This window comes from Brucella haematophila (genome assembly GCF_005938105.1).
Classification (GTDB): Bacteria; Pseudomonadota; Alphaproteobacteria; order Rhizobiales; family Rhizobiaceae; genus Brucella; species Brucella haematophila.
In genome coordinates, this window is record NZ_VCPE01000004.1 from 29663 (window position 1) to 50961 (window position 21299).

The following is a 21299-nucleotide window of genomic DNA, read 5'->3' on the forward strand; positions in this document are numbered from 1 at the left end:
GATCCCCCTCGCCTGGTCGAGCCTAAGCGTCGCCCAGATAAGACTTTATCGTTTCTATAAATCTTGGAACAGAAATAGGCTTCGAAATATAGGCCTCACATCCGCCCTGCCGGATGCGCTCCTCATCGCCTTTCATGGCGAAAGCCGTGACGGCGATCACCGGAATATGGCGCAGTTCTTCATCGTCTTTCAGCCACTTGGTCACTTCCAGACCTGAGACTTCCGGAAGCTGGATATCCATGAGAATGAGATCTGGCCGGTGTTCGCGTGCGAGATCAAGCGCCTCGAGACCGTTTCGTGTCCGGATCGTTTCGTATCCGCTGGCTTCGATAAGATCGCGAAACAACTTCATATTCAATTCGTTGTCTTCGACGATCATTACGCTTTTCGTCATCGAAACTTCCCTGGGGCAATTCCCCGGCCCGATTTTTCATTCATCCACTGGCATTGGCTGACACCAGACAGTGCGCGCCGACATTCCCCTCGGTGCACTCTTTGATTTAACCTCATTTCATTGACGAAAGGCAAATAATTCCGTTGTCGCTACAAGGGCATGCATCTTATATGAAAACAATAGCAGGCCTTAGCGGCGGCTGTTTGAATTGCTTGAAATGGAGAGTGACGGTGAAAACGCTTATGAACGAAACAGAAGCGCAAGGCCTCGCCATTGAAGCTTTGGCATGGCTCGCGCAGGATAAGGATTTGTTGCCCCGCTTTCTGGCACTGACGGGCATCGAAGCCTCATCCATTCGTCAGGCTGCGCGTGAACCGGGTTTTCTGGCCGGTGTGCTCCAGTTTTTCCTGAGCCACGAACCGACACTGATGCGCTTCTGCGAGGAAACCGGGCGTGACCCAGCTATCATCGAGAAAGCGGCCTCGTTTTTGCCCGGCGGTGCAGGCCAGCATTTGCAGAGCGGCGCCGACTGATTCGAAGACGCCGTTCTGTTTCAAACCTGATTTCAGGCAGCAGTTGGACCGGTAACAACCTCTTCCGCTGTTGAAACGCTGATAACGTTCAACTCATGTGCTCGCCCGTCGCGTGCGGTCCATGAAATCGACTGGCCGGGCGCAAGGCCGATCAATGCCGTGCCAATCGGGGTCAGAATCGAAACCTTGCCCTGAGCAATGTCCGCCTCGCCAGGATAAACAAGCGTCACACGGCGCTCATGCCCGTCATTGGAACGGAATTCAACCACCGAGCCCATATGCACGACGTTCTGCGGCAGGCGCTTGGCGGGCACGACCTTGGCGCGGTCAAGTTCGGCCATCAACTCGTCGGCGATTTCCTCGTGCTGCTCGGAGACGCTGTTGGCCAGCCCCATCAGGCGCTCGTAGTCAACGTCACTGACGACAATATTAGGCTTCTTGCGATTCTTGACGCTCATGGCGATAGCTCACTGTTATAAAGATAAATATCTCCGAGCGCCTTGGCTCGAAGCGGATGATTGGGATGTTTTTGTGAAAGCGCTTATCGAGTTCGCTTGAGACAAGCGACGAACCATCCCCCGGAGCCCATCTGCGCTAGGCAGGGCTCGAGGGCCTTTATCCCGCGATCGGTTGAACCCGATGGAGTATGGCGGCGAAATGGTTGTTCATGACACTAAACTTGGTGATATCGCTGCCAATGTCAAGAGCATGGCGGTTAGGCTCGGCTCTGCCAGTGGCGCTGGGCAGGATTGATGATATAGAAGGTATGTTCCTTTTATGTTCGTCAGGCCAGCTACATTCCGATGATATCTGGCCCGCCGATAATGCTGTGCATGTTCACGATGGTTGAGAATTTCGCCGGAAACAGTTCTGAGCAAGGCTTATGCCGCGACTGTCTGTCGTTGCAAAAGAGCGCTTCCGTGCGCCGCTGTTACTCCTGCGGCAGTCCGCGCCTGATACGACACCCGGAACTTTACAGGCTGACGCTTGCCCATATCGACTGCGATGCTTTTTACGCGTCGGTGGAAAAGCGGGACAATCCTGAACTGCGCGACAAGCCGCTCATTATCGGCGGCGGTAAGCGCGGCGTCGTTTCCACCGCTTGTTATCTCGCCCGTATTCACGGCGTGCGCTCGGCCATGCCGATGTACAAGGCGCTTGACGCCTGTCCGGAAGCCGTCGTCATCAAACCCAATATGGAGAAATATGCCCGCGTCGGGCGCGAGGTGCGGCAGCTGATGCGCGATCTCACCCCTTTGGTCGAACCGCTTTCCATCGACGAAGCGTTTCTCGATCTCAGCGGCACCGAACGATTGCACAAGGCACCGCCCGCCGTTGTTCTGGCGCGCTTTTCCAAACGTGTTGAAAGCGAAATCGGAATCAGCGCGTCCATCGGCCTGTCCTATTGCAAATATCTCGCCAAGGTGGCTTCCGATCTTGAAAAGCCGCGCGGATTTTCCGTCATCGGAGAAGCAGAAGCGCTCGATTTTCTGCGCGACAAGCCGGTGAGCATGATCTGGGGCGTCGGCAAGGCATTTGCGGCCAAGCTGCAAAGCGATGGCATCCGCGACATCGGTCAGCTTCAGACGATGGACGAAGGCGCGCTGATGAAGGCCTATGGCACAATGGGCCAGCGTTTGTATCGCCTGTCACGTGGACAGGACAGCCGGCGGGTCGAACCTGATCACGACATGAAAAGTATTTCGGCGGAAACGACCTTCAACACCGATCTCTCGACCGCTGCCGATCTGGTTCCGGTTCTGCGTGCGCTTGCCGAAAAAGTATCGCGTCGCCTGAAAGCGGGCGAAATTGCCGGACGCACGGTCGTGCTCAAGCTTAAAACACAGGATTTCAAGCTGCGTACCCGCAATCGCCAGCTTTCCGACCCGACCCAGCTGGCCGACCGCATTTTCCGCCATGGATTGCAGCTTCTGGAAAAGGAGCTGGACGGCACCAAATTCCGACTGCTTGGGATTGGCGTCAGCGAACTATCCTCAAACGACCGCGCCGATCCGCCCGACCTCGTTGACACGCAAGCTACAAAGCGCGCCGTCGCCGAAACCGCCATTGATCGCCTGCGCAACAAGTTCGGGCTGAATGCAGTGGAAACGGGTTATACCTTCTCGAAAGGCAACCTCGCACGCACGCAGACACCATCAGACCGCGACGATGAGGATTGAGTGGTGTGCTGCCTGAGGGCATCCAAACCGCTCTGTTAAGCGACTAAACCAACTTGTTTCGCCGCGAGACTTACGGTTCAATCTCGGTGGATATAGACACGGAGGGTAGAATGCTCACAGGACCACTATGTCGAGCGGGCCGCGCACTCGTTGAAATTTCGCGCGATAATCTTGCGAAGCTGTCAAAAGTGGATGCATCGATTATCGAAGACTTCGAACGCAAAATCGATAAGCCTTCGGCCGAAGTCATCAACAAGCTGCAAGTTGCTTTAGAAGACCTGGGCGCGGTCTTTATCCCGGAGGACGAGCGCGGAGTTGGCGTTCGGTTGAAATTCACCGCCTCGGAAGCCAAACGCATAGCTATCCTTGAAGGTGAAGGCGGCATCATCGCTCAGGATGACGTGACCTGACACACCGCTCGTGTGGCCCCGCAAAGAGCCGTTGGTACGACAAATGCGCAATGCAATGGGAATCATGGCAGCAAGGCGCAAATGAGCGCCTGCCCCGCGTAAACGGGGCAAATCACTCAACCGCCCAAAATGGTCCGTCCACCGGCTAGGCCGGACCCCGAGCCTGTCGGGAATCCCGCCCTGTTCTTGCCAGCCGCGACGATAGTCGCGGTAGACTTTGCGGATTTTACTGTCTGAGTGTCTACGTTTCCGTTCGCTGGTGCGGCGGCAAATGCAGTTCCCGTTACCATGAATGCACCAATGGCTATCAAAGCTATGGCCTTCATCATTCCTCCTCTGCTGGTCTTGCCAGCATGACGCCGAAATACAATGAGATCATGCCGGCGTTGTCACACAATCCAGGTTGAGCAAACGCTAGAATTGGCTTCGGCGCTATACGGCACTTGTCGTATTTCGATACGAGAAGGCTATTTGGATGCGATCAACAATATTGAATCTTTACATGGCTGTAGCATAAGATCGATAATAGAAGTCTGGGCGGGACATGAACCATATTGGCAGGAGAGCCACCTTATGTCACCGAAGCTCAAAGCCGCGCTTGTCGGCGCAATCGTTGCAATTGTCGTAGGCTTCGCCGCATCGCAAGGGTTGATCAGCCAACAGACGGCCGAAGAAATCAAGGCCAAGACAAACGAAGTTCTTTCAGAAGAACCTGCCCCCGCTCCCACACAGACGCCTCAGCCGCAAACGAATGAACCCCAGCCGCAAGCACAGCAACAATAGGCTTGCACCTGTATTCCGACCAGCATCGCGCTAACAGCTGGCTTCGCACGCACAGCGGTTCAGACAGAAACCAACGGTACCGGAGAGGGTGCAGAGTGAACAGATTGCCACACTCAAGAAATTAATCATTGAGTGCCAAACACTTACAGCGATTGCGGGAAAGAGATGGAGGCCTCGCCCGGAATCGAACCGGGGTGCAAGGATTTGCAGTCCTCTGCGTAACCACTCCGCCACGAGGCCTTCCTGAGAGCGTTTCCAAATCAATTGGTTGTGCTCTGCGCAGTTCCAATATTGATCCCCGCCCGCTTCGTCAAGCGATTCGAGACCTTTGTGTAAAAATTCCTTGGTGTTTTCCATTGCCATGCGAATGAACGCCGGAATGCTGACAATCCGTTGCAAATTGGCACGAGTCAAATGTGATCGCGAGAATATTAGAACCTTGCGATCTGTTAACTCGTTGGAAAGAACAGGCTGTGCAACAATAGCACATGAGACAAGCCTCACCATGGAGACGCGTTAAACACGCCGTTTGCGTCGTGTTGAGAGTGGCAGTGCTCGCCGCCCCTATTCTGCTCGCATTGGCGGCCTTGACCATGGTGACCAATCCGGATGGCAACAGGGCGCCAGTTCCAGATAAGGGCGTTTCTGGAGGCACAGCCCCCACCGGCAACTGATCCCGTCAGACTCTGCGATAAATGGAACAGTTTGGTTTCAGCGCGGATAACTGAGCTGTGGAGCAATTTGTTGTTACAAATTGCAACAACGGGAAACCTTGCCGCCGGATCGTCGATTTAAATAGCTTTTAGAGATGCTGCCATCATTCAATTGCGGAGATGGTTTATGGTCAAGCTACAGCTCTTTTTCACAAAAGCCATGCCCTATATGGGAACGGGCTTCATGCTCGTCAATTTTGTGGCCTTACTCTATGCCGTCGTCATCCACTGACGATCTTTATGAGGTCCATCGGCCCCGAAAAGGGCGCCGTAGCGCCCTTCGTTACTTAACGACGTGCCACACGCCGCCCTTGCCATCACCCTTGGCGTCGCCCTTCTTCATGTCTTCGTGGTAACGATAAAGCGGCATGCCTTTATAGGCCCACATGTCCTTACCATCCATGGCCTTGACGACCGAGAAATCTGTGTCCGCTTTCGAGGCCTTTTCTGCATGAAATGCAGGCCACATTTTCAGACATTGGGCATCGCATGACGATTTACCGCCCATATCCTTGTCGAAGGTGTAGAGCGTCATGCCTTTCGGCGTGACCAGCATTTTGCCGGACGGGCTGTCCATCATTTTGGCAGGTTCGGCAGCAAATGCGCCAGCGGTCGACAGCGCGACCAATCCGAGTGCTAGAAACATCGTTTTCACGGCATATCCTCCTTGGATTCGGAAGACAGGCTTATGATCGTTATAACTTTGCCTGTTCCTTCCAAGGAGAATTGTGCGCCCGGTTACCGCCTGAAATATGGCGCAGCATCAGTTCGCGGCAGGAACCGGACAGCTCATATCGCCTTCTTCACAGCTCAGATATTTCTGGAACTGTTCGTTGCGCTGCTTGGTCAGATCGGTTTTGCAAGAGGCAACGAGCATCGAATGGATGGTGCCTCCCGATGAATCCGCGGTCGTGAAATCACATTCAGCATCGCGGAATGCAATCCAGGCACGCTGAGCTTTGACAAACAGCTTCTTGCCGTCCGCATCATCGGCGAGACGCTTCTGGATTTCCTTGAAGCTGGCATTCAGCTTCGTGTCTGCAGCAGAAAAATCATCGCCTGCACACTGGGTCATTGTGGCTTGGTCTTGCGCATTGGCGCATTTATTGGAAGCCGCTGTTGCCGGCAGTGAAAGAAAAAACAAAGAAACACTCAGAGCGGTAATCCGTAGCATTCAAACTCTCCCAAGCGCAAAAGACCCTTTCATAAAACTATAGTCTTTCCTGTTCGCAATGCATCTTAAACAGCTAATATAGGTTAACCGCCGAAAAGCCGAGAAAATTGCGGCTGATATTGCTTATTTCTGATCGCTGCTTGTGGCTCTTTGTTCAATCCAGTCGCGCGCGGCCTGCCAGCTCCCAAAAGCCTTGCGCTGATCGTGGATCGCATAGGCGACCCAACGTTCCCCGGGGTTATCGGAATCTTCGGGGATAATGGTGCCAATGCGATTACCATAGCTGTCCTGCACTGGATAAATCATCGAAGCTCCCTCCCCGGAGATTTTTTGTAATGGTCGTCTGCAACGACCTTTCTGTTCATTGTTTTTACACTCGATTGCCAGCGCCAAACCAGCAGTTATTATTGTTCCCACTATTTTGGGGTATGGCGGAGGAATAAACAATGCTCACTACACTTATAGAACTTCCCACCTACGCTGTATTTTTATTTTTCATCGCCTTTGCGATTATACTGTATAGCGCCGGTTATGGTGCACTGCGATATCTCAGCAGGCACGCGAAGCACGATATCTTTTCCATACCCGCTCCCGCTTTTCTCGGCACGATTGCAACGGCATGGGCGCTTTCAATGGGCTTTGTGGCTGCTGACGCCTGGTCGCTCAATTCCCGCGCCGATTTTTCCGTCAGCAAGGAACGCTCTGCCATCCATCGGTTGCTGGACACAGCGAGCCCCATCGTTCTCGACAACGCGGAATTGAAAACTGCGGTGCTGAACTATCGCACCATCGTCATCGACGACGAATGGGGTCAGCAGAACAATACGGTTTCCACATTGGACGTGGACCACGCGATTCTGGGAATTCGCGCAATCGTCCAAAAGATTGCACTTTCTGGCCTGCCCGGCCCGATAGTTTCGCAGCTCGTCAATGATTTTGATGAGCTTCAGGATGCCCGTAACGAGCGGCTGGCCGTCGCCAGCTCGTCGATTGACGAATCCAAGTGGTATCTCGTCCTGTTCCTGACCTTGCTGACGGCGATCACAATTGCCGCTGTCCATGCTGACCGTCCGCTCGCCGGAAAGCGCGCTCTGGTCCTTTATGTACTGACGGGCACGATCAGCCTCTGGATTCTAGCAAACCACGCCAATCCTTATGTCGGCATGGGGGACCTCAAGCCAGACCTGCTCTTCTCCGCACAACGGCATTCTCCAGCCCCGACACAGCCCGCTGGATCGTGAATGATGATTTTGGCGGGCCATATGGGAAATTGACTGATCACGCGCCTGTGCGCGTCCTGAGCCATTTATTTCGCAACGAACGAACAACATCAGCGTTGCGCTCAAATGCATCACCACATGAGAGCGATTCGCGCTCTGCACATGACAATCTGAAGACGGATGAATTTGGCAAACCAGAATGGACGCAGCACGAATGTGTCTTATTCTGCTGTTAAAGCAAAACTTGATCTGCGTTATGTAAGCTATTGAGATATTAGCGACTTCAAAAGTTGAAGTGGCTCCCCGGGCCGGATTCGAACCAGCGACCAACCGGTTAACAGCCGGTTGCTCTACCACTGAGCTACCGGGGAACAGGTGCTCGTTGCGTCAGCGAGGTGGCGTATAGCAAAAGGATTTCGGGTTTGCAAAGGGCAAAATTGAATTTTTTCCAACTTTTTGCATCTGCCTCACGAAACCCTATATTCTCTGGGACATTCAGACGTAAAAAATATCGAGCAGCAATGGAGAGACTTGGTCCAGTGAACGAAGAAACGAACCCAAAAGCGCCTCGCAAGGTCATTTTGATTCTCGGTCGGCGAATCCCGATTCCTCAATCGGTGATGATGCGGCGCGTTTTGGGTGGTTCTCTGGTGGCTGGGGGCGCACTTGGCTTCTTGCCGGTGCTCGGTTTCTGGATGCTGCCGCTTGGATTGATCGTACTTTCTCACGATTCTCATCGCGTTCGCCGCATTCGCCGGCGCAGCGAAATATACATCTGGCGGAAATGGGTTCGGCGCAACGCGTCGTCAAATGCAAACGGCAGTGCGGGGAGCTGACGCGCCTCCCCCTCGTTAACAACTTCCAGCAACATCCAGAATCAGCTCCAGAAAAGCGATATGGCCCAGCGAGAAGCCGGGCCATCCTGAGTCTGTCGTCAGTTGGTGTTTCAGGACAGGTTCTTCCGCCGTTGCGCATAACTACGCCGACGGACTTCTCCCGGTGTCAGATGGCGGTATTTGCGCAGCGCGGTCGTCATGTGGCTCTGGCTGGAAAAGCCCAGCGTGGCGGCAAGCTCGCTCAAGGAGATATCGGTTTCACGAAGACAGCGTTCAGCTTCGTCCAGCCGCAGCCGCATGAGGTATTGATGCGGCGTGAGACCGAAGCTCGCGCGAAAGCAGGTTGCAAAATGGCCCGCTGAAATACCGATCAATGACGCCATGTCGGGCACAGACACCTGCTGGCGATAATGTTCCTTAAGATAGTTCTCGATCTGGCGACAGGCATAGTTGCTGAGCCCGAACTGCTGCTTGTTGCTGCCCCTAGCGATTGATGCGTTGCGCACCAGCACACCCGTCAGCACGGTGCGGAAAGCATCCATGTAGGCCCCACTCACATGCGGTGAGACTTGCAGCTCGCCCCACAAAATTTGCGCCAGTTGCAGGCATTGCCTGTTGGAAAAATGCAGTGGCGTCCAATTGTGAGAAGCCTCATCACCCTCTTCCGCCGAGAAGAAGGAATCATCGAGCGTAACCGTCAGATGTGCGGTGTTTTTGGGCCATACGATTGCACAGCTCATATGAGCGGGAATGATGAACGTCATCCCCGCTGGACAGTTTATGATTTCCTCAGCCCCCTCGAAGGGTTTCCATTTCAGCCCACGCACCATTTCAAGCACGATGATGGCTATGGTTTCGAGTGACTGATAGGTCCTCTCACCAATGTCTGAAAAGCCATAATCTATATTCTGCTTGTCACCGCCACCCAGCGACGCCAGCTGCATTGAATTGATTACAGGCGATGGATCATAAGTCGATAAATTCATTGAATTATTCTTCATGACTATGCTCATACTATCCTCAATCATCAAACCGGAAAAAAGAATAAATATTGGGAGCACCACGGGTTCAAATGAATGGACTCAAAACCTGTATTCCCCCTGCGTTTCAGAAAATCAAAACGGCCTTCCCTCAAAAACCGTGTGAATGCCGCAAATCAATCATTAGTTGCAATTGAAAGTTTATGCAACCGAATTGTTGAAGCCGCGCAAATCGTGTTGTGACCCGAAGTAAGGCCGCGTTTTTGCACCCTCCCTTTGCTCTTATTAGCAACGTCTCATGTGAATCAGGCGGATATAGGGGCTATTGCACGCCATTGCATTTTTGCTTCCGTCGGAAACAGAAATGCAGCGCGGGTCAGCTTCCCGCGACGGCTCCATCATCGATCTTAAACAATGGACCTGACCTGTCCGAATTGAATGCAAAGCTGTCCACAATGGCTGCCCTGCGTCACACCGCTGTAATAAATCCCCATTAAACAACCATCCATGATGTTGGGGCAGCGCATCGTACCTGTTTCTCCAGTCGAACCAATTTGCCGCTTGTCGAGGTCTCACAAAGATGTTTCAATCTGAATTGCACGGCTGTGCAGAAAGAATAAAAACAGCCGGCGATCCTGGGGAGGAGACGCCTATGCCAGCTTTTCTGGAGGTTGCGAGCGCGCGCGTTCGTTACGGCAATAATGAGGTTCTCAAAGGGGTTGATCTGTCGGTCCGCAAGGGCGAATTCGTTGCCTTGCTCGGATCTTCGGGGTGTGGAAAAACAACCTTGCTTCGTGCAATCGCAGGTTTCAATACACCGAGCAGCGGCGCAATCAAGGTCAATGGTGCGGATGTAACCCGGTTGCCACCAGACAAGCGCGGCATGGCACTCGTGTTCCAGTCCTACGCGCTATGGCCTCACATGACGGTTGCGCAAAATATCGGTTATGGCTTGCGCATTCGTGGCATCGCAAAAGACACAATCAAGCAGAAGGTGCAGGACGTTGCCCGCCTGCTTGGCCTTGATGCGCTGCTGGAAAGAAAGCCCACGGCGCTTTCCGGCGGCCAGCGCCAGCGTGTTGCGCTTGGCCGCGCACTGGCCATACAGCCGGATATCCTGCTTCTCGACGAACCACTCTCCAATCTCGACGCGCGTATTCGCCTGTCGGTACGCCATGAGATTAGCGCCCTGCAACGCCGCTTGGGCATTACGGCCGTGCACGTTACCCATGATCGTGAAGAGGCCATGGTGATGGCCGACAGGATCGTCATTCTCAACAATGGCGAGATTGCCCAGGCTGGCGCGCCGGAGGAGGTTTATAATCACCCAGCCTCCGATTTTGTTGCCGCCTTCATGGGCGCGGAAAACCTGATCGAACTGCCGGTCTCCGTCAAAGCGGACAAGATTGAAATCGCGGCGGGCACACATAACAAGCCGAGCACCATTCCAGCCGGGAGAAGAAACCTTTCCGATGGCATCGCCTCCGCGCGTTTCCGTAGTGAAGCGGCACAACTCGCCAACCCGGGCACCGCGCCTAACCGCAACGAACCCGCACTCGTTCTTGCAGGCACGGTAGAGCAGACCAGCTATCCCGGTGGTCTCTGGCGGCACATGGTTCGTATTGGTGACCGCCACATTATGGTAGATGCGCAGGAGAGCCATCAACCGGGATCAGAGGTTGAAATCCATATACCCGAACAAGCACTTTTTCTCTTCGACAAGTAGTCCCGTAACAGCTTTGCCGGGCGGCATTGCGGCTCGGCCATTGTGAGTACTGCGGGCTTCAAATGGCCCGCAGCCGCCTGAAATTCCCGATGAAACAACAGGATGCATGGCATCCCAATCGCAATCAACAAAACCGGTCCATCCGGATTTAACAGGAGTTTTTCATGAGAACGGTCCTGAAAGCAGCAGTGGTGCTCGGCCTTACCGTTGCCCCTGCGTCTGCCGGCGAACTGACGGTACTCACCGCCGGCGACCAGAACATGGTCGACTACGTCAACCAGTATCTCGGACCTTTGTTCGAGAAGGAAAATCCGGGCACGACCGTGCGCGTTGTCGGCACCGGTCCGGGTGATGCGGGTTCGCAGAAGATTCTCGAACGTTTCGAGGCCCAGTCCAAGGCTGGCGTCGAAAAGTGGGATACGGATGTTGCCGTCATCCATGAGAAATTTGCCGGACCGATGGTCACCGGCAAGTTCCTCGAAAATTATCGTGGCAAGATCGAAACCGGCAAGCTGGTAACCCGCGACAATGCCAAGATGGCGCTCGGTACCAATGTTGACGGCTATGTCATGCCGATGTTCAACAGCCAGACCGCGCTTGCCTATAATCCGGCGCTCGTCCCAAACCCGCCGAAGAGCTACGACGAACTGGTCGCCTGGGCCAAGGAAAACCCGAAGCAGTTCGGCTATAACGGCATCAAGGGCGGCGCTTCGGGCGTCAGTTTCGTGATGGGCTGGATCTATGCCTATGGCGGCGATGCGAACAAGCTTCAGCAGGGACCGTTCGAAGAAGGCGAAGCCAAGAACTGGGATAAGGCTTTTGCATCGCTGAAGGAATTCACCAAGAACGCGACACTGACGCCGGGCAATGCCGGAACGCTCGACATGCTGAGCCGTGGTGAAATCGCCATGGGTCCGGTCTGGGTCGATATGTTCTATTCGTGGAAAGCCAATGGCCAGCTGCCACCGGAAATGAAGCTTGTTCTGCCGGAACCGGGCATGCCGGGCCAGCCGATGCACTATGTGATCCCGGAAAAGAGCGCGAATAAAGAACTGGCCGAAAAGTTCGTTGCGCTGGCGACCAGCCCCAAGGTTCAGGCAGAAGGTATCGTGAAGCGCTTCAACTGGTATCCGGGTATCGACGCCGACAACGTCAAGTCGGAACTCGACGCCGACACCTGGGCCAAGCTTTTCACCGATATCTCGGCTGACGATCTGGCGAAGTTCGGCAAGTCCTTCCCGATTGCTCCTTACAACACCGCGATTCTCGAAGCCTATGAACGTCAGGTTGGCAACTGATAACCGCAGTGCCGGATGCGCCATCTCTGGTGCATCCGGTATTCCATCGTTTTCATGAGGTCTCGAATGTCGCCAAGACTGACGGGTTTACTGCTGGTCGCTCCTGCATTGGCGATCGTCGTGGTATTGTTCATCGTGCCGCTGTTCGGTGCCCTGACCGGTGCATTCTATGTTTCCGGCGAATGGGGCTTCGGCAATTTCACCAAGACATTCGAGCTTTATTCAAGCGACATCCTGTTCACGCTGCTGATCGTCGTGCTGTCTTCAGTGCTGATCGCGCTGTTTTCTATCGCGATTGGTGGTTACCTGACGCTTGGCTCCAATCCACGAGCAGTCGCTGTGCTTCGCTGGCTCTATCGCTGGCCGTTGTTCATTCCGTTTATCGTCGTCGGCCAGATATTACGAACCTTCCTCGCCAAGAACGGTCTGATGAACAGCCTGCTGATCGAAACCGGCATACTGACGCCGTTACAGGCGATGAGCTTTCTTGACTGGCGCGGCATTACCATCGCGTTCGTCTGGAAACAGACACCCTTCGTCACCCTGCTTCTGGCAGGCGCCATGGCGTCACTCGACAGGAGCACCATCGAATCCGCCCGCAATCTGGGTGCAGGACGCCTTCGCATCCTGATTGAGATCGTTTTGCCGCAAGTGCGCCAGACGCTGCTCGTGGGCCTTATTCTAAGCTTCGTGACCATGATGTCGGTATTGTCCGTACCGCTGATGATCAATGCGCAATCGCCCACAATGATCACCGCCAATATGGCCTTCCGTATCAACGCCTATGGCGATTACGGGGTCGCCAACGCGCTCGGCACGATTTCGCTGCTGATGACCAGTCTGGTGGCGTGGATCTATCTGCGCCAGACCATGAAGGAGCACGGTAAATGAGCACCACCTTCGACTGGCGCTGGATTCCGCGCGGCATCGTCCTCGGCCTTCTGGCCTTCGCAATCTTTGGCCCGCTGGCCAACCTCCTCCTGTGGGCCGTCGCGGAACGCTGGTATTTTCCCCACACGCTGCCGCTGCAATATGGTTTCTCCTTCTGGGCCAATGTGTTCTCGCCGCGCGGCAATGCACTGTCTTCGCTTGGAACCAGCGTCCTCATCGCGATCCTGACCGTGATCGTCTCGCTTGGTCTGGCCATTCCGGCTGGCTATGCGCTGGCACGGCTGAAACTGCCATTTCGCGGCCTGATCCTGCTGACGCTTCTGATCCCGCAGGCCTTTCCGAACCTGCCGGTCTATGTGAACATCGCACAGATGTTCTACTCCTTCGGCCTCAACGGCACGATCATTGGCGTTGTGTTGGTGCATGTCACGCATGGGCTTGTCTATGCGGTCTGGATCGCAACCGCTGCCTTCTCAGCCATCGACAGCGAACTTGAAGAAGCGGCGCGTTCCATGGGCGCATCGGCACTGAAAACCTTCTTCGACATCACATTGCCAATTGCTGCACCGGGACTGCTGGCAAGCGCGATCTTCGTTTTCCTGGAATCGCTGGACGAGTTTACCGGCACGTATTTCGTGGGCGCACCGGACATTTCCACTCTGCCGCTCTTGCTCTATACGGCAAGTTCCGGCGGTAATTATCAGATTGCATCAATCAGCGCTCTGATACTGCTTGTACCGTCGATTGCATTCATGTTCGTTGTCGAGCGGTTCCTCCGCGCCGATGTTCTTTCGAAAGTGGGACGCTAGAAATGGCTCAGCAAGATAACGATGCCAATGGTGGCCCACGCTTCATCAGTGCCCATGAAGTGGCGCAGGAGGCTGGCGTATCGAGGTCTGCCGTTTCCCGCACTTTCACGCCGGGCGCGAGCGTTTCGGCTGCAACCCGCGAGAAAGTTCTCAAAGCCGCCGAAAAACTTGGCTATCAGGTCAATGACCTGGCTCGCGGCCTTCTTGCCCATCGCAGCCGCATCGTCGGCATGATCGCCGCTGATCCCGACAGCCCCTTTCGAGCGCGCCAGATCGCAACCCTTTCCCGGCGCCTTGCTGCGCGCGGCAATGTGCCGGTGCTGATCCCCACCGGCCAGCACGGGGAAAACCTTTCTGCGGCCCACGAGGCGCTGTTGCGTTATCGGGCGGAAGCGACGGTGGTCCTGTCGGGCATGCCGTCCTCCTCCTTTGTCGAGCTGGCACAACGTAACGGCCAGCCGCTCATTCTCGTCGGCAGAACAGAGGCCGGAGCAGACCACGTCCACGCCAATAACAAGCTTGCGGCGGAAACCGCCGTCGATGTTTTCGCGGCGCGCGGCTTCAAAAAACTCGGCCTGATCACATCCAATGTCGGCAGCTACAGCCTCGTGGAACGCGAGCAGGCCTTTGTGGCAAAGGCAAACAGTCTCGGTCTGCCGGTAGTCATCCAGCGTGGTGAACTGACCGATTATGACAGCGGGTTCGCCGCCGGTTCCTTGCTGCTTGGCGACAAGGACCGTGTCGAAGCCGTGTTGTGTGTCAATGATCTGATGGCGTTTGGCCTGATGGACTGCGCGCGCGATGTCTACAATCTCAGCATTCCCGATGATCTTTCGATCATCGGCTTCGACAATGTGGCCGAGGCGCGCTGGGGTGCGTATCGGCTGACGACATTCGACCAGAATGCGGAACGCCTGTCGGCGGAGATTGTTCGTCTGCTCGATGAACGGGAAAATGCACCCAACGAGCCGCCACAGACGGTTGTGCTGGATATGCCGCTCATTTTGCGCAGCAGTGTGCGGCCACTGAAGACAGACAATGCCAAGGGTGCAAAGGGTGCCTGACCACATGACATTTCATTCCGTCTGGCTGCGCCCGGCGCGGGGCGACCTGCAGTTCCTCGAAACGATAGTTCGCGATCTGGCACTTCGTTTCAACACCCCGGTTTTCGAACCGCATGCAACATTGATCCCCGATATGCAGCGTTCGGCTGAAGAGTTGCAGCCCTTGATCCTCAGCCTTGCAATGGGGCGCAAGCCGCTGGATGTCAGGATCGAAGGCATAGCGGCAACGGAATCCTATTTTCGTTCGTTCTACGCGGCGCTGGAGAAAACATCACCGCTGATGGATTTGAAGCGGGACACTATCGGCATTTCGGGCATGGACGACCTGGCGAGTTTCGTCCCACATGTGTCTCTCGCCTATGGTGTTCCGGATACGCCCGAAAAGCACGACGAGATGAAACGGCTTTCAGAGGCACTTTCCGGTCGCAGCCTGCGTTTCGACCGTATGGTGATCGTCAGCTCTTCCAGCATGACCCCGATCGACCAGTGGATCGTCAAGAACGAGATTTATCTGGCTGGTTGAACTCATGGAAAAGCCCGCCATTGAATGGCGGGCTTTTCACATTCAGCAGTATTGAATGCGATCAGAGCGGGCGCGGATTGTTGCGATAAACATCCGCAATATCAGCCAGCACCTCGTCCGACAGTTTCAGCTCATGGGCGGCAATATCCGTCTTCAGCTGGTCGACAGTCGTGGCCCCGATAATTACCGAGGTCATGAACGGACGGGTCAGCGAGAAGGCAATGCCCATCTGCGCAATATCGAGGCCGTGTTTCTTCGCAACGTCGATATAGGCGCGAACGACCGGTTCCGAATGGGAATTGTCGCGCCACAGGCCACCGTCAGTCACTGCTGCGCGCGAACCAGCCGGAACAGTGCCACCGAGATATTTACCGGTCAGCACGCCTGCGGCCAGCGTCGAATAGGCGAGCAGGCCGACATCTTCCGCGAGCGACACTTCAGCCATGTCGAAATCGAACTGGCGCTGTAAAAGCCCATATTCGTTCTGGATCGACGCCATACGCGGCAGGCCTTCTTCTTCGGCCATACGCAGCCAGCGCATCGTTCCCCAGGCGGTTTCGTTGGAAAGACCGACATGCCGGATCTTGCCTTCGCGAACCATATCGTCGAGGCCGAGCAAAGTGTCGTGCATGTGCTGCAATTCCGACTTCGCATCGTTTTTGCTGAAATCGAAATTCCAGCCCTGTCCAAAATGGTAATGCGAACGCATCGGCCAATGAATCTGGTAAAGATCGATATGATCGGTCTGGAGGCGTTTCAGGCTGTTCTCAACCGCTTCGCGCACGCTGGCGCGGCTTGGGCGGGCACCACCGCGAATCCACTCCTGACGACCGCCGCCTGCAATCTTGCTGGCGAGAATGACCTTGTCACGCTTGCCTGAAGCCTTGAACCAGTTCCCGATATAGGTCTCGGTCTTGCCGTAACTTTCGGCGCTCATCGGAATGGCATAGCCTTCCGCGGTGTCGATGAAGTTGATGCCAGCATCGACAGCAATATCCAGCTGCTCATGGGCATCAGCTTCGGTGTTCTGCACACCCCAGGTCATGGTTCCGAGGCAAATTTCGGTGACAGAGAGGCCTGTACGGCCCAAGGACTTCTTTTTCACGAGGATTTTCCGGATCAATTGGTCCGCAGAAATGCGGAATAATGTGAGGGGTGAAGTGATAGCCCCGCTTCACCACTCCTGACAACCCTGTCACAAAATATTCAACGATTACAGGAAACGCTCCGCCGAATATGGCGTCGGATCGATATAGGTTTGTTCTCCTGTCATCATTTCCGCAATGAGGCGTCCGCTTGCTGGCCCCAGCGTCAAACCGTGATGGGCGTGACCGAAATCGAACCAGAGCCCCTTGTGGCGTGGTGCCGGGCCGATCACCGGTCGCATGTCCGGCAGGCATGGGCGTAGACCGAGCCACGGCGCGCTATCCACCGGCTCACCGAGCTGCGGCACCAGACGCCGCGCGATCTTCTCCGTTTTTCCAAGCTGGATGCGATTGGCCGCAGCCAAAGGTGATGCGAATTCGATCCCGGTGGTCAGCCGCACGCCTTGCACCATCGGCGCCAATACGTAACCCGCTTCCTCGTCCACCACCGTATGGCCCAGCCGCGTGTTGTTGCGCATTGCGAAATGCAGGTGATGGCCGCGTTTAATGCCAAGGGGTATAGGATAACCAAATCGCCGGAAAATGAGTGCCGACTGCGGTCCAAGCGCTACAACAACTTCACGCGCGCTGACCGGCCCTTCCTGCGTCGTGACCTGCCAGCTATCGCCGTTCTGGGTCAGCGTTGCGGCGTCGCCATGCGCAAATCTGCCACCGCGCTGAAGGAACAGATCGGCATAAGCCTGCACAAGCCCAGCCGGATTGACGACGGATTTCGGGTCGAGCCAATGAATACCGCCGGCCACTTCGCCCAATGCAGTTTCACGCGTGCGCAAGGCGCCGGCATCCAGAATGTCATAGGCAAGATTGAAGCGCTGCAAATTGGGCAGACGACGCACCGCGGCATCAAAAGCGGACTGGTTGCGATAAACCTGCATCCAGCCCTGTTTGCGAATGAGCTTTTCGCATCCCGCTTCGGCCACCAGTGCATCATGCTCATTCACGCTCGCTTCGACGAGCGGCAACATGGCCCGCGTGGCAATTTCCAGACGTTCAGGCGATGATTCCCGCCAATAGCGGAAAAGCCAGCGCGCTATACGCGGAACATAAAGCGGAGAATAGCGAACATCTGTGCGAAGGTTTGTGGCGTAACGCAGAAGCTTCACAAATCCCTGCGGGAAGGAATAGGGAATAACGCTGGAGCGTTCGATCAGGCCCGCATTGCCGAAACTCGTTCCCTGCCCTGGCTCTGCCTTGTCGACCAGACAGACGGAACGCCCGCGCGCCTGCAAATGAAGAGCTGCGGACACGCCGACAACGCCAGCGCCTAGAACGATAACATCCTGATTTTGCATCGGTATTTCCGGCATTCAAATTGCAATACGCGCCGACCCTGGGCCGGCGCGTTTCTGCTTGTAGCAACACTTAAGCATTTCCAGCAAAAGTGCGAAGCGGTTTTGCGTAGGATAATGCGTGAATACTAATGATAGAGCGGTTCCGACGATTCCGTTACAATAGAAACCGCTCTAGCGGCGTTTAGGGATCAATAGATATCGAAGTCGAAATACTTCTTCACGATGGTGGCATAAGTGCCGTCATCGCGGATTTTCTTGATCGCTGCATTGAGCTGTTCACGCAGATCGTTGTCTTCCTGACGGACAGCAATGCCTGCTGCGGTTTCCGTTCCCGGAATATCGCCGAGCAGCTTGCAGCAATCGGCACCATCGGCCTTCAGCCAATCAACGAGCGGGAACTTGTCCGACACAACCGCATCCAGACGACCGCTCTTGAGGTCGGCATTGGCTTCGTCGGCTGTCGGGTAAAGCTTGGCTTCGGCACCGCCCTTGGCATAAACGTCTTCGGCATAGGTCGCCTGCGTCGTGGAGCCCTGCGCGCCAAGCGTTTTGCCCTTCATGGCTTCAACGTCGACGGACTTGATCGGGCTATCCTTCGGAACGGCGACTGCGAGCGGCGTCGAATAATATTTGTCCGTAAACGCAACCTGCTTCTTGCGCTCTTCGGTGATGCTCATGGAAGCGAGAACCGCGTCGAACTTGTTCGCCTTCAGGCCGGGGATCATGCCGTCCCAGTCATTGGCAACGATTGTGCACTTGGCTTGCATGGCGGCGCAGAGCGCGTTTCCAATCTCAACATCCAGCCCCTGAAGAGAGCCGTCAGCGGCGACGAAGTTGAAGGGCGGATATGCGCCTTCCGTGGCGATGCGGATTTCCTTCCATTCCTTCGCCTGCGCTGGCAGAACAGCGACGACAGTGGAAAGACCGGCAAAAAGGCCAGCGGCAAGGATCGATTTCAGCATGGTGGTTTCCCCTTAAATGCTTATTTTTGTTGACTGCTTTAATTAGCCCCGGCGGGAATCCGCAATTTAGTGCAGCGCACGAACCCCATCCGCTTCAGTTTGACTGAAGCACCGGACGCCGCCAACATCAAGTGGCGTTTTGACGGCGTCCGATGATATTTTGCGATCAATAGATGTCGAAATCGAAATACTTCTGACGGATCGTATCGTAGGTGCCGTTTTCGCGAATCTTCTTGATCGCGGCATTGAACTGCTCACGCAGATCGTCATCGCCCTTGCGCAGCGCCACGGCGATTTTCGTTTCAGAACCCGGAATATCGCCGAGGAACTTGCAGCAATCGGCACCCTGCTTCTTCAGCCAGTCAGCGGCGAGAAACTTGTCCGCTGCAATCGCATCCACGCGACCGCTTTCAAGATCGGCATTGGCTTCGTCGGCTGTCGGGTAGAGCTTCACGTCAGCGCCAGCCTTGCCATAAACGTCATCGGCATAATTGCCCTGCGTGGTGCCAGCCTGCGCACCAACGGTCTTGCCATCAAATGCCGACGGTTCCAGCGAGGTGAGATCCGAATCCTTCGGCACGACGACTGCAAGCGGGGTCGTGTAATAGCGCTCGGTGAAGGCAACCTGCTGTTCGCGTTCCGGTGTGATGGCCATGGACGCGATCACGGCGTCGAACTTGTTGGCCTGCAAACCGGGGATCATACCATCCCAATCATTGGCGACGACCGTGCACTTGGCTTCCATGGCTTCGCACAGAGCATTGGCGATATCGAGATCGAAGCCGACGAGCTTGCCTTCAGGCGACATGTAATTGAATGGAGGATAGGCGCCCTCACTGGCGATGCGGATTTCCTTCCATTCCTTGGCCTGAACCGGCAAGGCGATAACGACGGTGGCCAGACCGGCCAGCAAAACTGATTTCAACATGATTTCCCTGTTTCATAGTCCTGTGCAATTCCGGCTGTTGACCGGAGTGCCGTTGCATGAGGCGAGTTCTCGCCCGTTTCTCAAAGCCCTGGTGGCAAGCCCCCATAGGCCAGATGCACGAAAGGGCCCGTCACGCCAAAACGCGACAGGCCCTAATTTGTCAGCCTAGAAGATCAGGCAACCAGACGCGTGGAATGGTCGTCCTGCGCATAGGCCTTGCCGAAGCGGTTCGCGAGGAATGCTTCCAGCGTGATGTCTTCCTGACGAATGAAGCCTTTCTGCGGCAGATCGCCCTTGGCCAGCATGTCGAGCACCGCGCAAATGGCCGAAGCCGTGGTGATCTGGATGCCGGAACGAACGATCTTGCCGACCTGTGCAGCATAGACCTTGTTTGCGTAGGTTTCTTGAACCAGACGGCCATTCTTGGTGCCGGAAACGGTCACGAAGATCACGACAACGTCCTGAAGCGTGGTCGGCAGCGCGTTTTCGAAGATGTCCTTGAGAACTTCGCGGCGATGACGCAGGCCGAGATCGTTCAGAAGCGCCTTCATGAGCGCAACGTGGCCCGGATAGCGGATGGTGCGGTAGTTGAGCGTGCGCACCTTGCCTTCGAGCGTTTCGCACAGCGTGCCAAGACCGCCGGAGGTGTTGAACGCTTCATAGGTCACGCCATCGAGCGAGAATTCTTCGCGTTCTTCCAGAGCCGGAACTTCCGACAGCTCGCCATTTACGATGGCTTCGCAAGGCTCGATATATTCATTGATGACGCCGTCGGTGCTCCAGGTCAGGTTATAGTTGAGAGCATTGGACGGATACTGCGGCAGAGCGCCAACGCGCATGCGAACGCTGTCCAGCTTGTCGAAACGCTTGGCCAGATCGTAGGCAACGATGGAGATGAAGCCCGGAGCCAGACCGCACTGCGGGATGAAAGCCGTCTTGGCACCCTCGGCCAGTTCCTTCACGCGGCGCGTGCTGGCAACGTCTTCGGTCAGGTCGAGATAATGAACGCCCGCCTTGGCAGCGGCTTCAGCAATACGGGTGGTCAAATGGAAAGGAGCGGCGCTGAGCACGGCGAACTTGCCGGTAAGGGCAGCTTCAAGCGCCTTTGCGTCTTCAATGTCGAGCGCCTGCGTCTTGACCGCAGCGCCGGATTCTAGCGCATCGAGCTGTGCCTGCGAACGATCGACAACGGTGACGTCATATTCGCCTGTGGAAGCCAGAAGATCGGCAATGGTTGCACCGATTTTACCTGCGCCGACGACAACGATCTGTTTCATATGTTTTCCCCTTGGCCTTTCTGGTTCCACTGGAATGCAATTCGATGAACAAGAATCGCATAGTCTCGCGCAAAAAGAAGCGTATGAACCGACGATATGACGTTGTTTATTTGCACATTATGCCGTAATAATTATGCACT

At 55.3% G+C, this 21299-nt stretch carries 23 protein-coding genes and 2 tRNA genes; 12 read left to right on the top strand and 13 right to left on the bottom strand.

Annotated elements, in window-relative coordinates; genetic code table 11:
* Nucleotides 1–22: 22 nt before the first annotated feature.
* A complete protein-coding gene (locus FGI60_RS07715; protein WP_007878616.1) occupies nt 23–394 on the bottom strand; it encodes a response regulator in 372 nt (123 codons plus the stop codon).
* Nucleotides 395–624: 230 nt separating this feature from the next.
* Between FGI60_RS07715 and FGI60_RS07720 the strand changes: the two genes are divergently transcribed.
* Nucleotides 625–927, top strand: a complete 303-nt coding sequence (locus tag FGI60_RS07720) for a DUF3572 domain-containing protein (RefSeq protein WP_138784689.1) — start codon at nt 625–627, stop codon at nt 925–927.
* Between the two features lie 32 nt (nt 928–959).
* On the opposite strand, the gene rnk is transcribed toward FGI60_RS07720, so the two are convergent.
* On the bottom strand, nt 960–1385 hold the full coding sequence (rnk, locus tag FGI60_RS07725; RefSeq protein ID WP_138784690.1) for a nucleoside diphosphate kinase regulator: 426 nt from the start codon (nt 1383–1385) through the stop codon (nt 960–962).
* A gap of 384 nt (nt 1386–1769) precedes the next feature.
* Between rnk and FGI60_RS07730 the strand changes: the two genes are divergently transcribed.
* From FGI60_RS07730 to FGI60_RS07740, 3 genes are all read left to right on the top strand, one after another.
* On the top strand, nt 1770–3107 hold the full coding sequence (locus tag FGI60_RS07730; RefSeq protein ID WP_138784691.1) for a DNA polymerase IV: 1338 nt from the start codon (nt 1770–1772) through the stop codon (nt 3105–3107).
* A 110-nt stretch (nt 3108–3217) separates the two neighbouring features.
* On the top strand, nt 3218–3517 hold the full coding sequence (locus FGI60_RS07735) for an XRE family transcriptional regulator (RefSeq protein WP_138784692.1): 300 nt from the start codon (nt 3218–3220) through the stop codon (nt 3515–3517).
* Between the two features lie 573 nt (nt 3518–4090).
* On the top strand, nt 4091–4300 hold the full coding sequence (locus FGI60_RS07740) for a hypothetical protein (RefSeq protein WP_138784693.1): 210 nt from the start codon (nt 4091–4093) through the stop codon (nt 4298–4300).
* Between the two features lie 166 nt (nt 4301–4466).
* On the opposite strand, the gene FGI60_RS07745 is transcribed toward FGI60_RS07740, so the two are convergent.
* The 4 genes from FGI60_RS07745 to FGI60_RS07760 form a co-directional block, all read right to left on the bottom strand.
* A tRNA-Cys gene (locus tag FGI60_RS07745) sits at nt 4467–4540 on the bottom strand.
* A gap of 756 nt (nt 4541–5296) precedes the next feature.
* Nucleotides 5297–5668, bottom strand: a complete 372-nt coding sequence (locus tag FGI60_RS07750; protein WP_138784694.1) for a COG4315 family predicted lipoprotein — start codon at nt 5666–5668, stop codon at nt 5297–5299.
* Between the two features lie 108 nt (nt 5669–5776).
* On the bottom strand, nt 5777–6187 hold the full coding sequence (locus FGI60_RS07755) for a lysozyme inhibitor LprI family protein (protein WP_138784695.1): 411 nt from the start codon (nt 6185–6187) through the stop codon (nt 5777–5779).
* 123 nt (nt 6188–6310) lie between these two features.
* The gene (locus tag FGI60_RS07760) at nt 6311–6493 is read right to left on the bottom strand and encodes a hypothetical protein (RefSeq protein ID WP_138784696.1); all 183 of its coding nucleotides are present in this window, start codon (nt 6491–6493) and stop codon (nt 6311–6313) included.
* A gap of 140 nt (nt 6494–6633) precedes the next feature.
* On the opposite strand from FGI60_RS07760, the gene FGI60_RS07765 reads away from it, so the two are divergent.
* The gene (locus tag FGI60_RS07765; RefSeq protein WP_138784697.1) at nt 6634–7428 is read left to right on the top strand and encodes a bestrophin-like domain; all 795 of its coding nucleotides are present in this window, start codon (nt 6634–6636) and stop codon (nt 7426–7428) included.
* Nucleotides 7429–7703: 275 nt separating this feature from the next.
* Here the strand turns inward: FGI60_RS07765 and FGI60_RS07770 are convergent.
* Nucleotides 7704–7778, bottom strand: a tRNA-Asn gene (locus tag FGI60_RS07770).
* 249 nt (nt 7779–8027) lie between these two features.
* On the opposite strand from FGI60_RS07770, the gene FGI60_RS07775 reads away from it, so the two are divergent.
* Nucleotides 8028–8243 carry a hypothetical protein gene (locus FGI60_RS07775; RefSeq protein ID WP_235889774.1) on the top strand — a complete coding sequence of 72 codons (216 nt, stop codon included), beginning with the start codon at nt 8028–8030 and terminating at the stop codon, nt 8241–8243.
* A gap of 110 nt (nt 8244–8353) precedes the next feature.
* On the opposite strand, the gene FGI60_RS07780 is transcribed toward FGI60_RS07775, so the two are convergent.
* The gene (locus tag FGI60_RS07780; protein WP_235889766.1) at nt 8354–9307 is read right to left on the bottom strand and encodes a helix-turn-helix domain-containing protein; all 954 of its coding nucleotides are present in this window, start codon (nt 9305–9307) and stop codon (nt 8354–8356) included.
* A 568-nt stretch (nt 9308–9875) separates the two neighbouring features.
* Here FGI60_RS07780 and FGI60_RS07785 point away from each other — a divergent pair.
* From FGI60_RS07785 to FGI60_RS07810, 6 genes are all read left to right on the top strand, one after another.
* A complete protein-coding gene (locus FGI60_RS07785; protein WP_138784698.1) occupies nt 9876–10949 on the top strand; it encodes an ABC transporter ATP-binding protein in 1074 nt (357 codons plus the stop codon).
* Nucleotides 10950–11113: 164 nt separating this feature from the next.
* On the top strand, nt 11114–12247 hold the full coding sequence (locus tag FGI60_RS07790) for an ABC transporter substrate-binding protein (RefSeq protein ID WP_138784699.1): 1134 nt from the start codon (nt 11114–11116) through the stop codon (nt 12245–12247).
* A gap of 66 nt (nt 12248–12313) precedes the next feature.
* The gene (locus FGI60_RS07795; RefSeq protein WP_138784700.1) at nt 12314–13138 is read left to right on the top strand and encodes an ABC transporter permease; all 825 of its coding nucleotides are present in this window, start codon (nt 12314–12316) and stop codon (nt 13136–13138) included.
* Nucleotides 13135–13947, top strand: coding sequence for an ABC transporter permease (locus FGI60_RS07800; RefSeq protein ID WP_138784701.1), 813 nt, complete (start codon nt 13135–13137; stop codon nt 13945–13947). Before FGI60_RS07795 ends, FGI60_RS07800 begins: the two co-directional genes overlap by 4 nt.
* A gap of 2 nt (nt 13948–13949) precedes the next feature.
* A complete protein-coding gene (locus FGI60_RS07805) occupies nt 13950–15011 on the top strand; it encodes a LacI family DNA-binding transcriptional regulator (RefSeq protein ID WP_138784702.1) in 1062 nt (353 codons plus the stop codon).
* Nucleotides 15012–15015: 4 nt separating this feature from the next.
* Nucleotides 15016–15534 carry a 2'-5' RNA ligase family protein gene (locus tag FGI60_RS07810; RefSeq protein WP_138784703.1) on the top strand — a complete coding sequence of 173 codons (519 nt, stop codon included), beginning with the start codon at nt 15016–15018 and terminating at the stop codon, nt 15532–15534.
* A 61-nt stretch (nt 15535–15595) separates the two neighbouring features.
* On the opposite strand, the gene FGI60_RS07815 is transcribed toward FGI60_RS07810, so the two are convergent.
* The 5 genes from FGI60_RS07815 to FGI60_RS07835 all read right to left on the bottom strand — a co-directional run bounded on the left by FGI60_RS07815 (nt 15596) and on the right by FGI60_RS07835 (nt 21159).
* Entirely contained in the window at nt 15596–16639 is a 1044-nt protein-coding gene (locus FGI60_RS07815; protein WP_138784704.1) for an aldo/keto reductase, read from the bottom strand.
* 108 nt (nt 16640–16747) lie between these two features.
* Nucleotides 16748–17998 carry an NAD(P)/FAD-dependent oxidoreductase gene (locus FGI60_RS07820; RefSeq protein WP_138784959.1) on the bottom strand — a complete coding sequence of 417 codons (1251 nt, stop codon included), beginning with the start codon at nt 17996–17998 and terminating at the stop codon, nt 16748–16750.
* Nucleotides 17999–18180: 182 nt separating this feature from the next.
* On the bottom strand, nt 18181–18942 hold the full coding sequence (locus FGI60_RS07825; RefSeq protein WP_374843064.1) for an ABC transporter substrate-binding protein: 762 nt from the start codon (nt 18940–18942) through the stop codon (nt 18181–18183).
* A 178-nt stretch (nt 18943–19120) separates the two neighbouring features.
* Entirely contained in the window at nt 19121–19882 is a 762-nt protein-coding gene (locus tag FGI60_RS07830; protein ID WP_138784705.1) for an ABC transporter substrate-binding protein, read from the bottom strand.
* Between the two features lie 173 nt (nt 19883–20055).
* The gene (locus tag FGI60_RS07835) at nt 20056–21159 is read right to left on the bottom strand and encodes a saccharopine dehydrogenase family protein (protein ID WP_138784706.1); all 1104 of its coding nucleotides are present in this window, start codon (nt 21157–21159) and stop codon (nt 20056–20058) included.
* Nucleotides 21160–21299 lie beyond the last annotated feature (140 nt).

Bases quoted from the DNA above. Each gene is read 5' to 3' on its own strand.
- FGI60_RS07835 (WP_138784706.1), bottom strand. From the start codon at position 21,159: ATGAAACAGATCGTTGTCGTCGGCGCAGGTAAAATCGGTGCAACCATT.
- FGI60_RS07715 (WP_007878616.1), bottom strand. From the start codon at position 394: ATGACGAAAAGCGTAATGATCGTCGAAGACAACGAATTGAATATGAAG.
- rnk (WP_138784690.1), bottom strand. From the start codon at position 1,385: ATGAGCGTCAAGAATCGCAAGAAGCCTAATATTGTCGTCAGTGACGTT.
- FGI60_RS07760 (WP_138784696.1), bottom strand. From the start codon at position 6,493: ATGATTTATCCAGTGCAGGACAGCTATGGTAATCGCATTGGCACCATT.
- FGI60_RS07730 (WP_138784691.1), top strand. From the start codon at position 1,770: ATGGTTGAGAATTTCGCCGGAAACAGTTCTGAGCAAGGCTTATGCCGC.
- FGI60_RS07790 (WP_138784699.1), top strand. From the start codon at position 11,114: ATGAGAACGGTCCTGAAAGCAGCAGTGGTGCTCGGCCTTACCGTTGCC.
- FGI60_RS07795 (WP_138784700.1), top strand. From the start codon at position 12,314: ATGTCGCCAAGACTGACGGGTTTACTGCTGGTCGCTCCTGCATTGGCG.
- FGI60_RS07740 (WP_138784693.1), top strand. From the start codon at position 4,091: ATGTCACCGAAGCTCAAAGCCGCGCTTGTCGGCGCAATCGTTGCAATT.
- FGI60_RS07775 (WP_235889774.1), top strand. From the start codon at position 8,028: ATGATGCGGCGCGTTTTGGGTGGTTCTCTGGTGGCTGGGGGCGCACTT.
- FGI60_RS07785 (WP_138784698.1), top strand. From the start codon at position 9,876: ATGCCAGCTTTTCTGGAGGTTGCGAGCGCGCGCGTTCGTTACGGCAAT.
- FGI60_RS07810 (WP_138784703.1), top strand. From the start codon at position 15,016: ATGACATTTCATTCCGTCTGGCTGCGCCCGGCGCGGGGCGACCTGCAG.
- FGI60_RS07805 (WP_138784702.1), top strand. From the start codon at position 13,950: ATGGCTCAGCAAGATAACGATGCCAATGGTGGCCCACGCTTCATCAGT.
- FGI60_RS07755 (WP_138784695.1), bottom strand. From the start codon at position 6,187: ATGCTACGGATTACCGCTCTGAGTGTTTCTTTGTTTTTTCTTTCACTG.
- FGI60_RS07765 (WP_138784697.1), top strand. From the start codon at position 6,634: ATGCTCACTACACTTATAGAACTTCCCACCTACGCTGTATTTTTATTT.
- FGI60_RS07800 (WP_138784701.1), top strand. From the start codon at position 13,135: ATGAGCACCACCTTCGACTGGCGCTGGATTCCGCGCGGCATCGTCCTC.
- FGI60_RS07830 (WP_138784705.1), bottom strand. From the start codon at position 19,882: ATGTTGAAATCAGTTTTGCTGGCCGGTCTGGCCACCGTCGTTATCGCC.
- FGI60_RS07735 (WP_138784692.1), top strand. From the start codon at position 3,218: ATGCTCACAGGACCACTATGTCGAGCGGGCCGCGCACTCGTTGAAATT.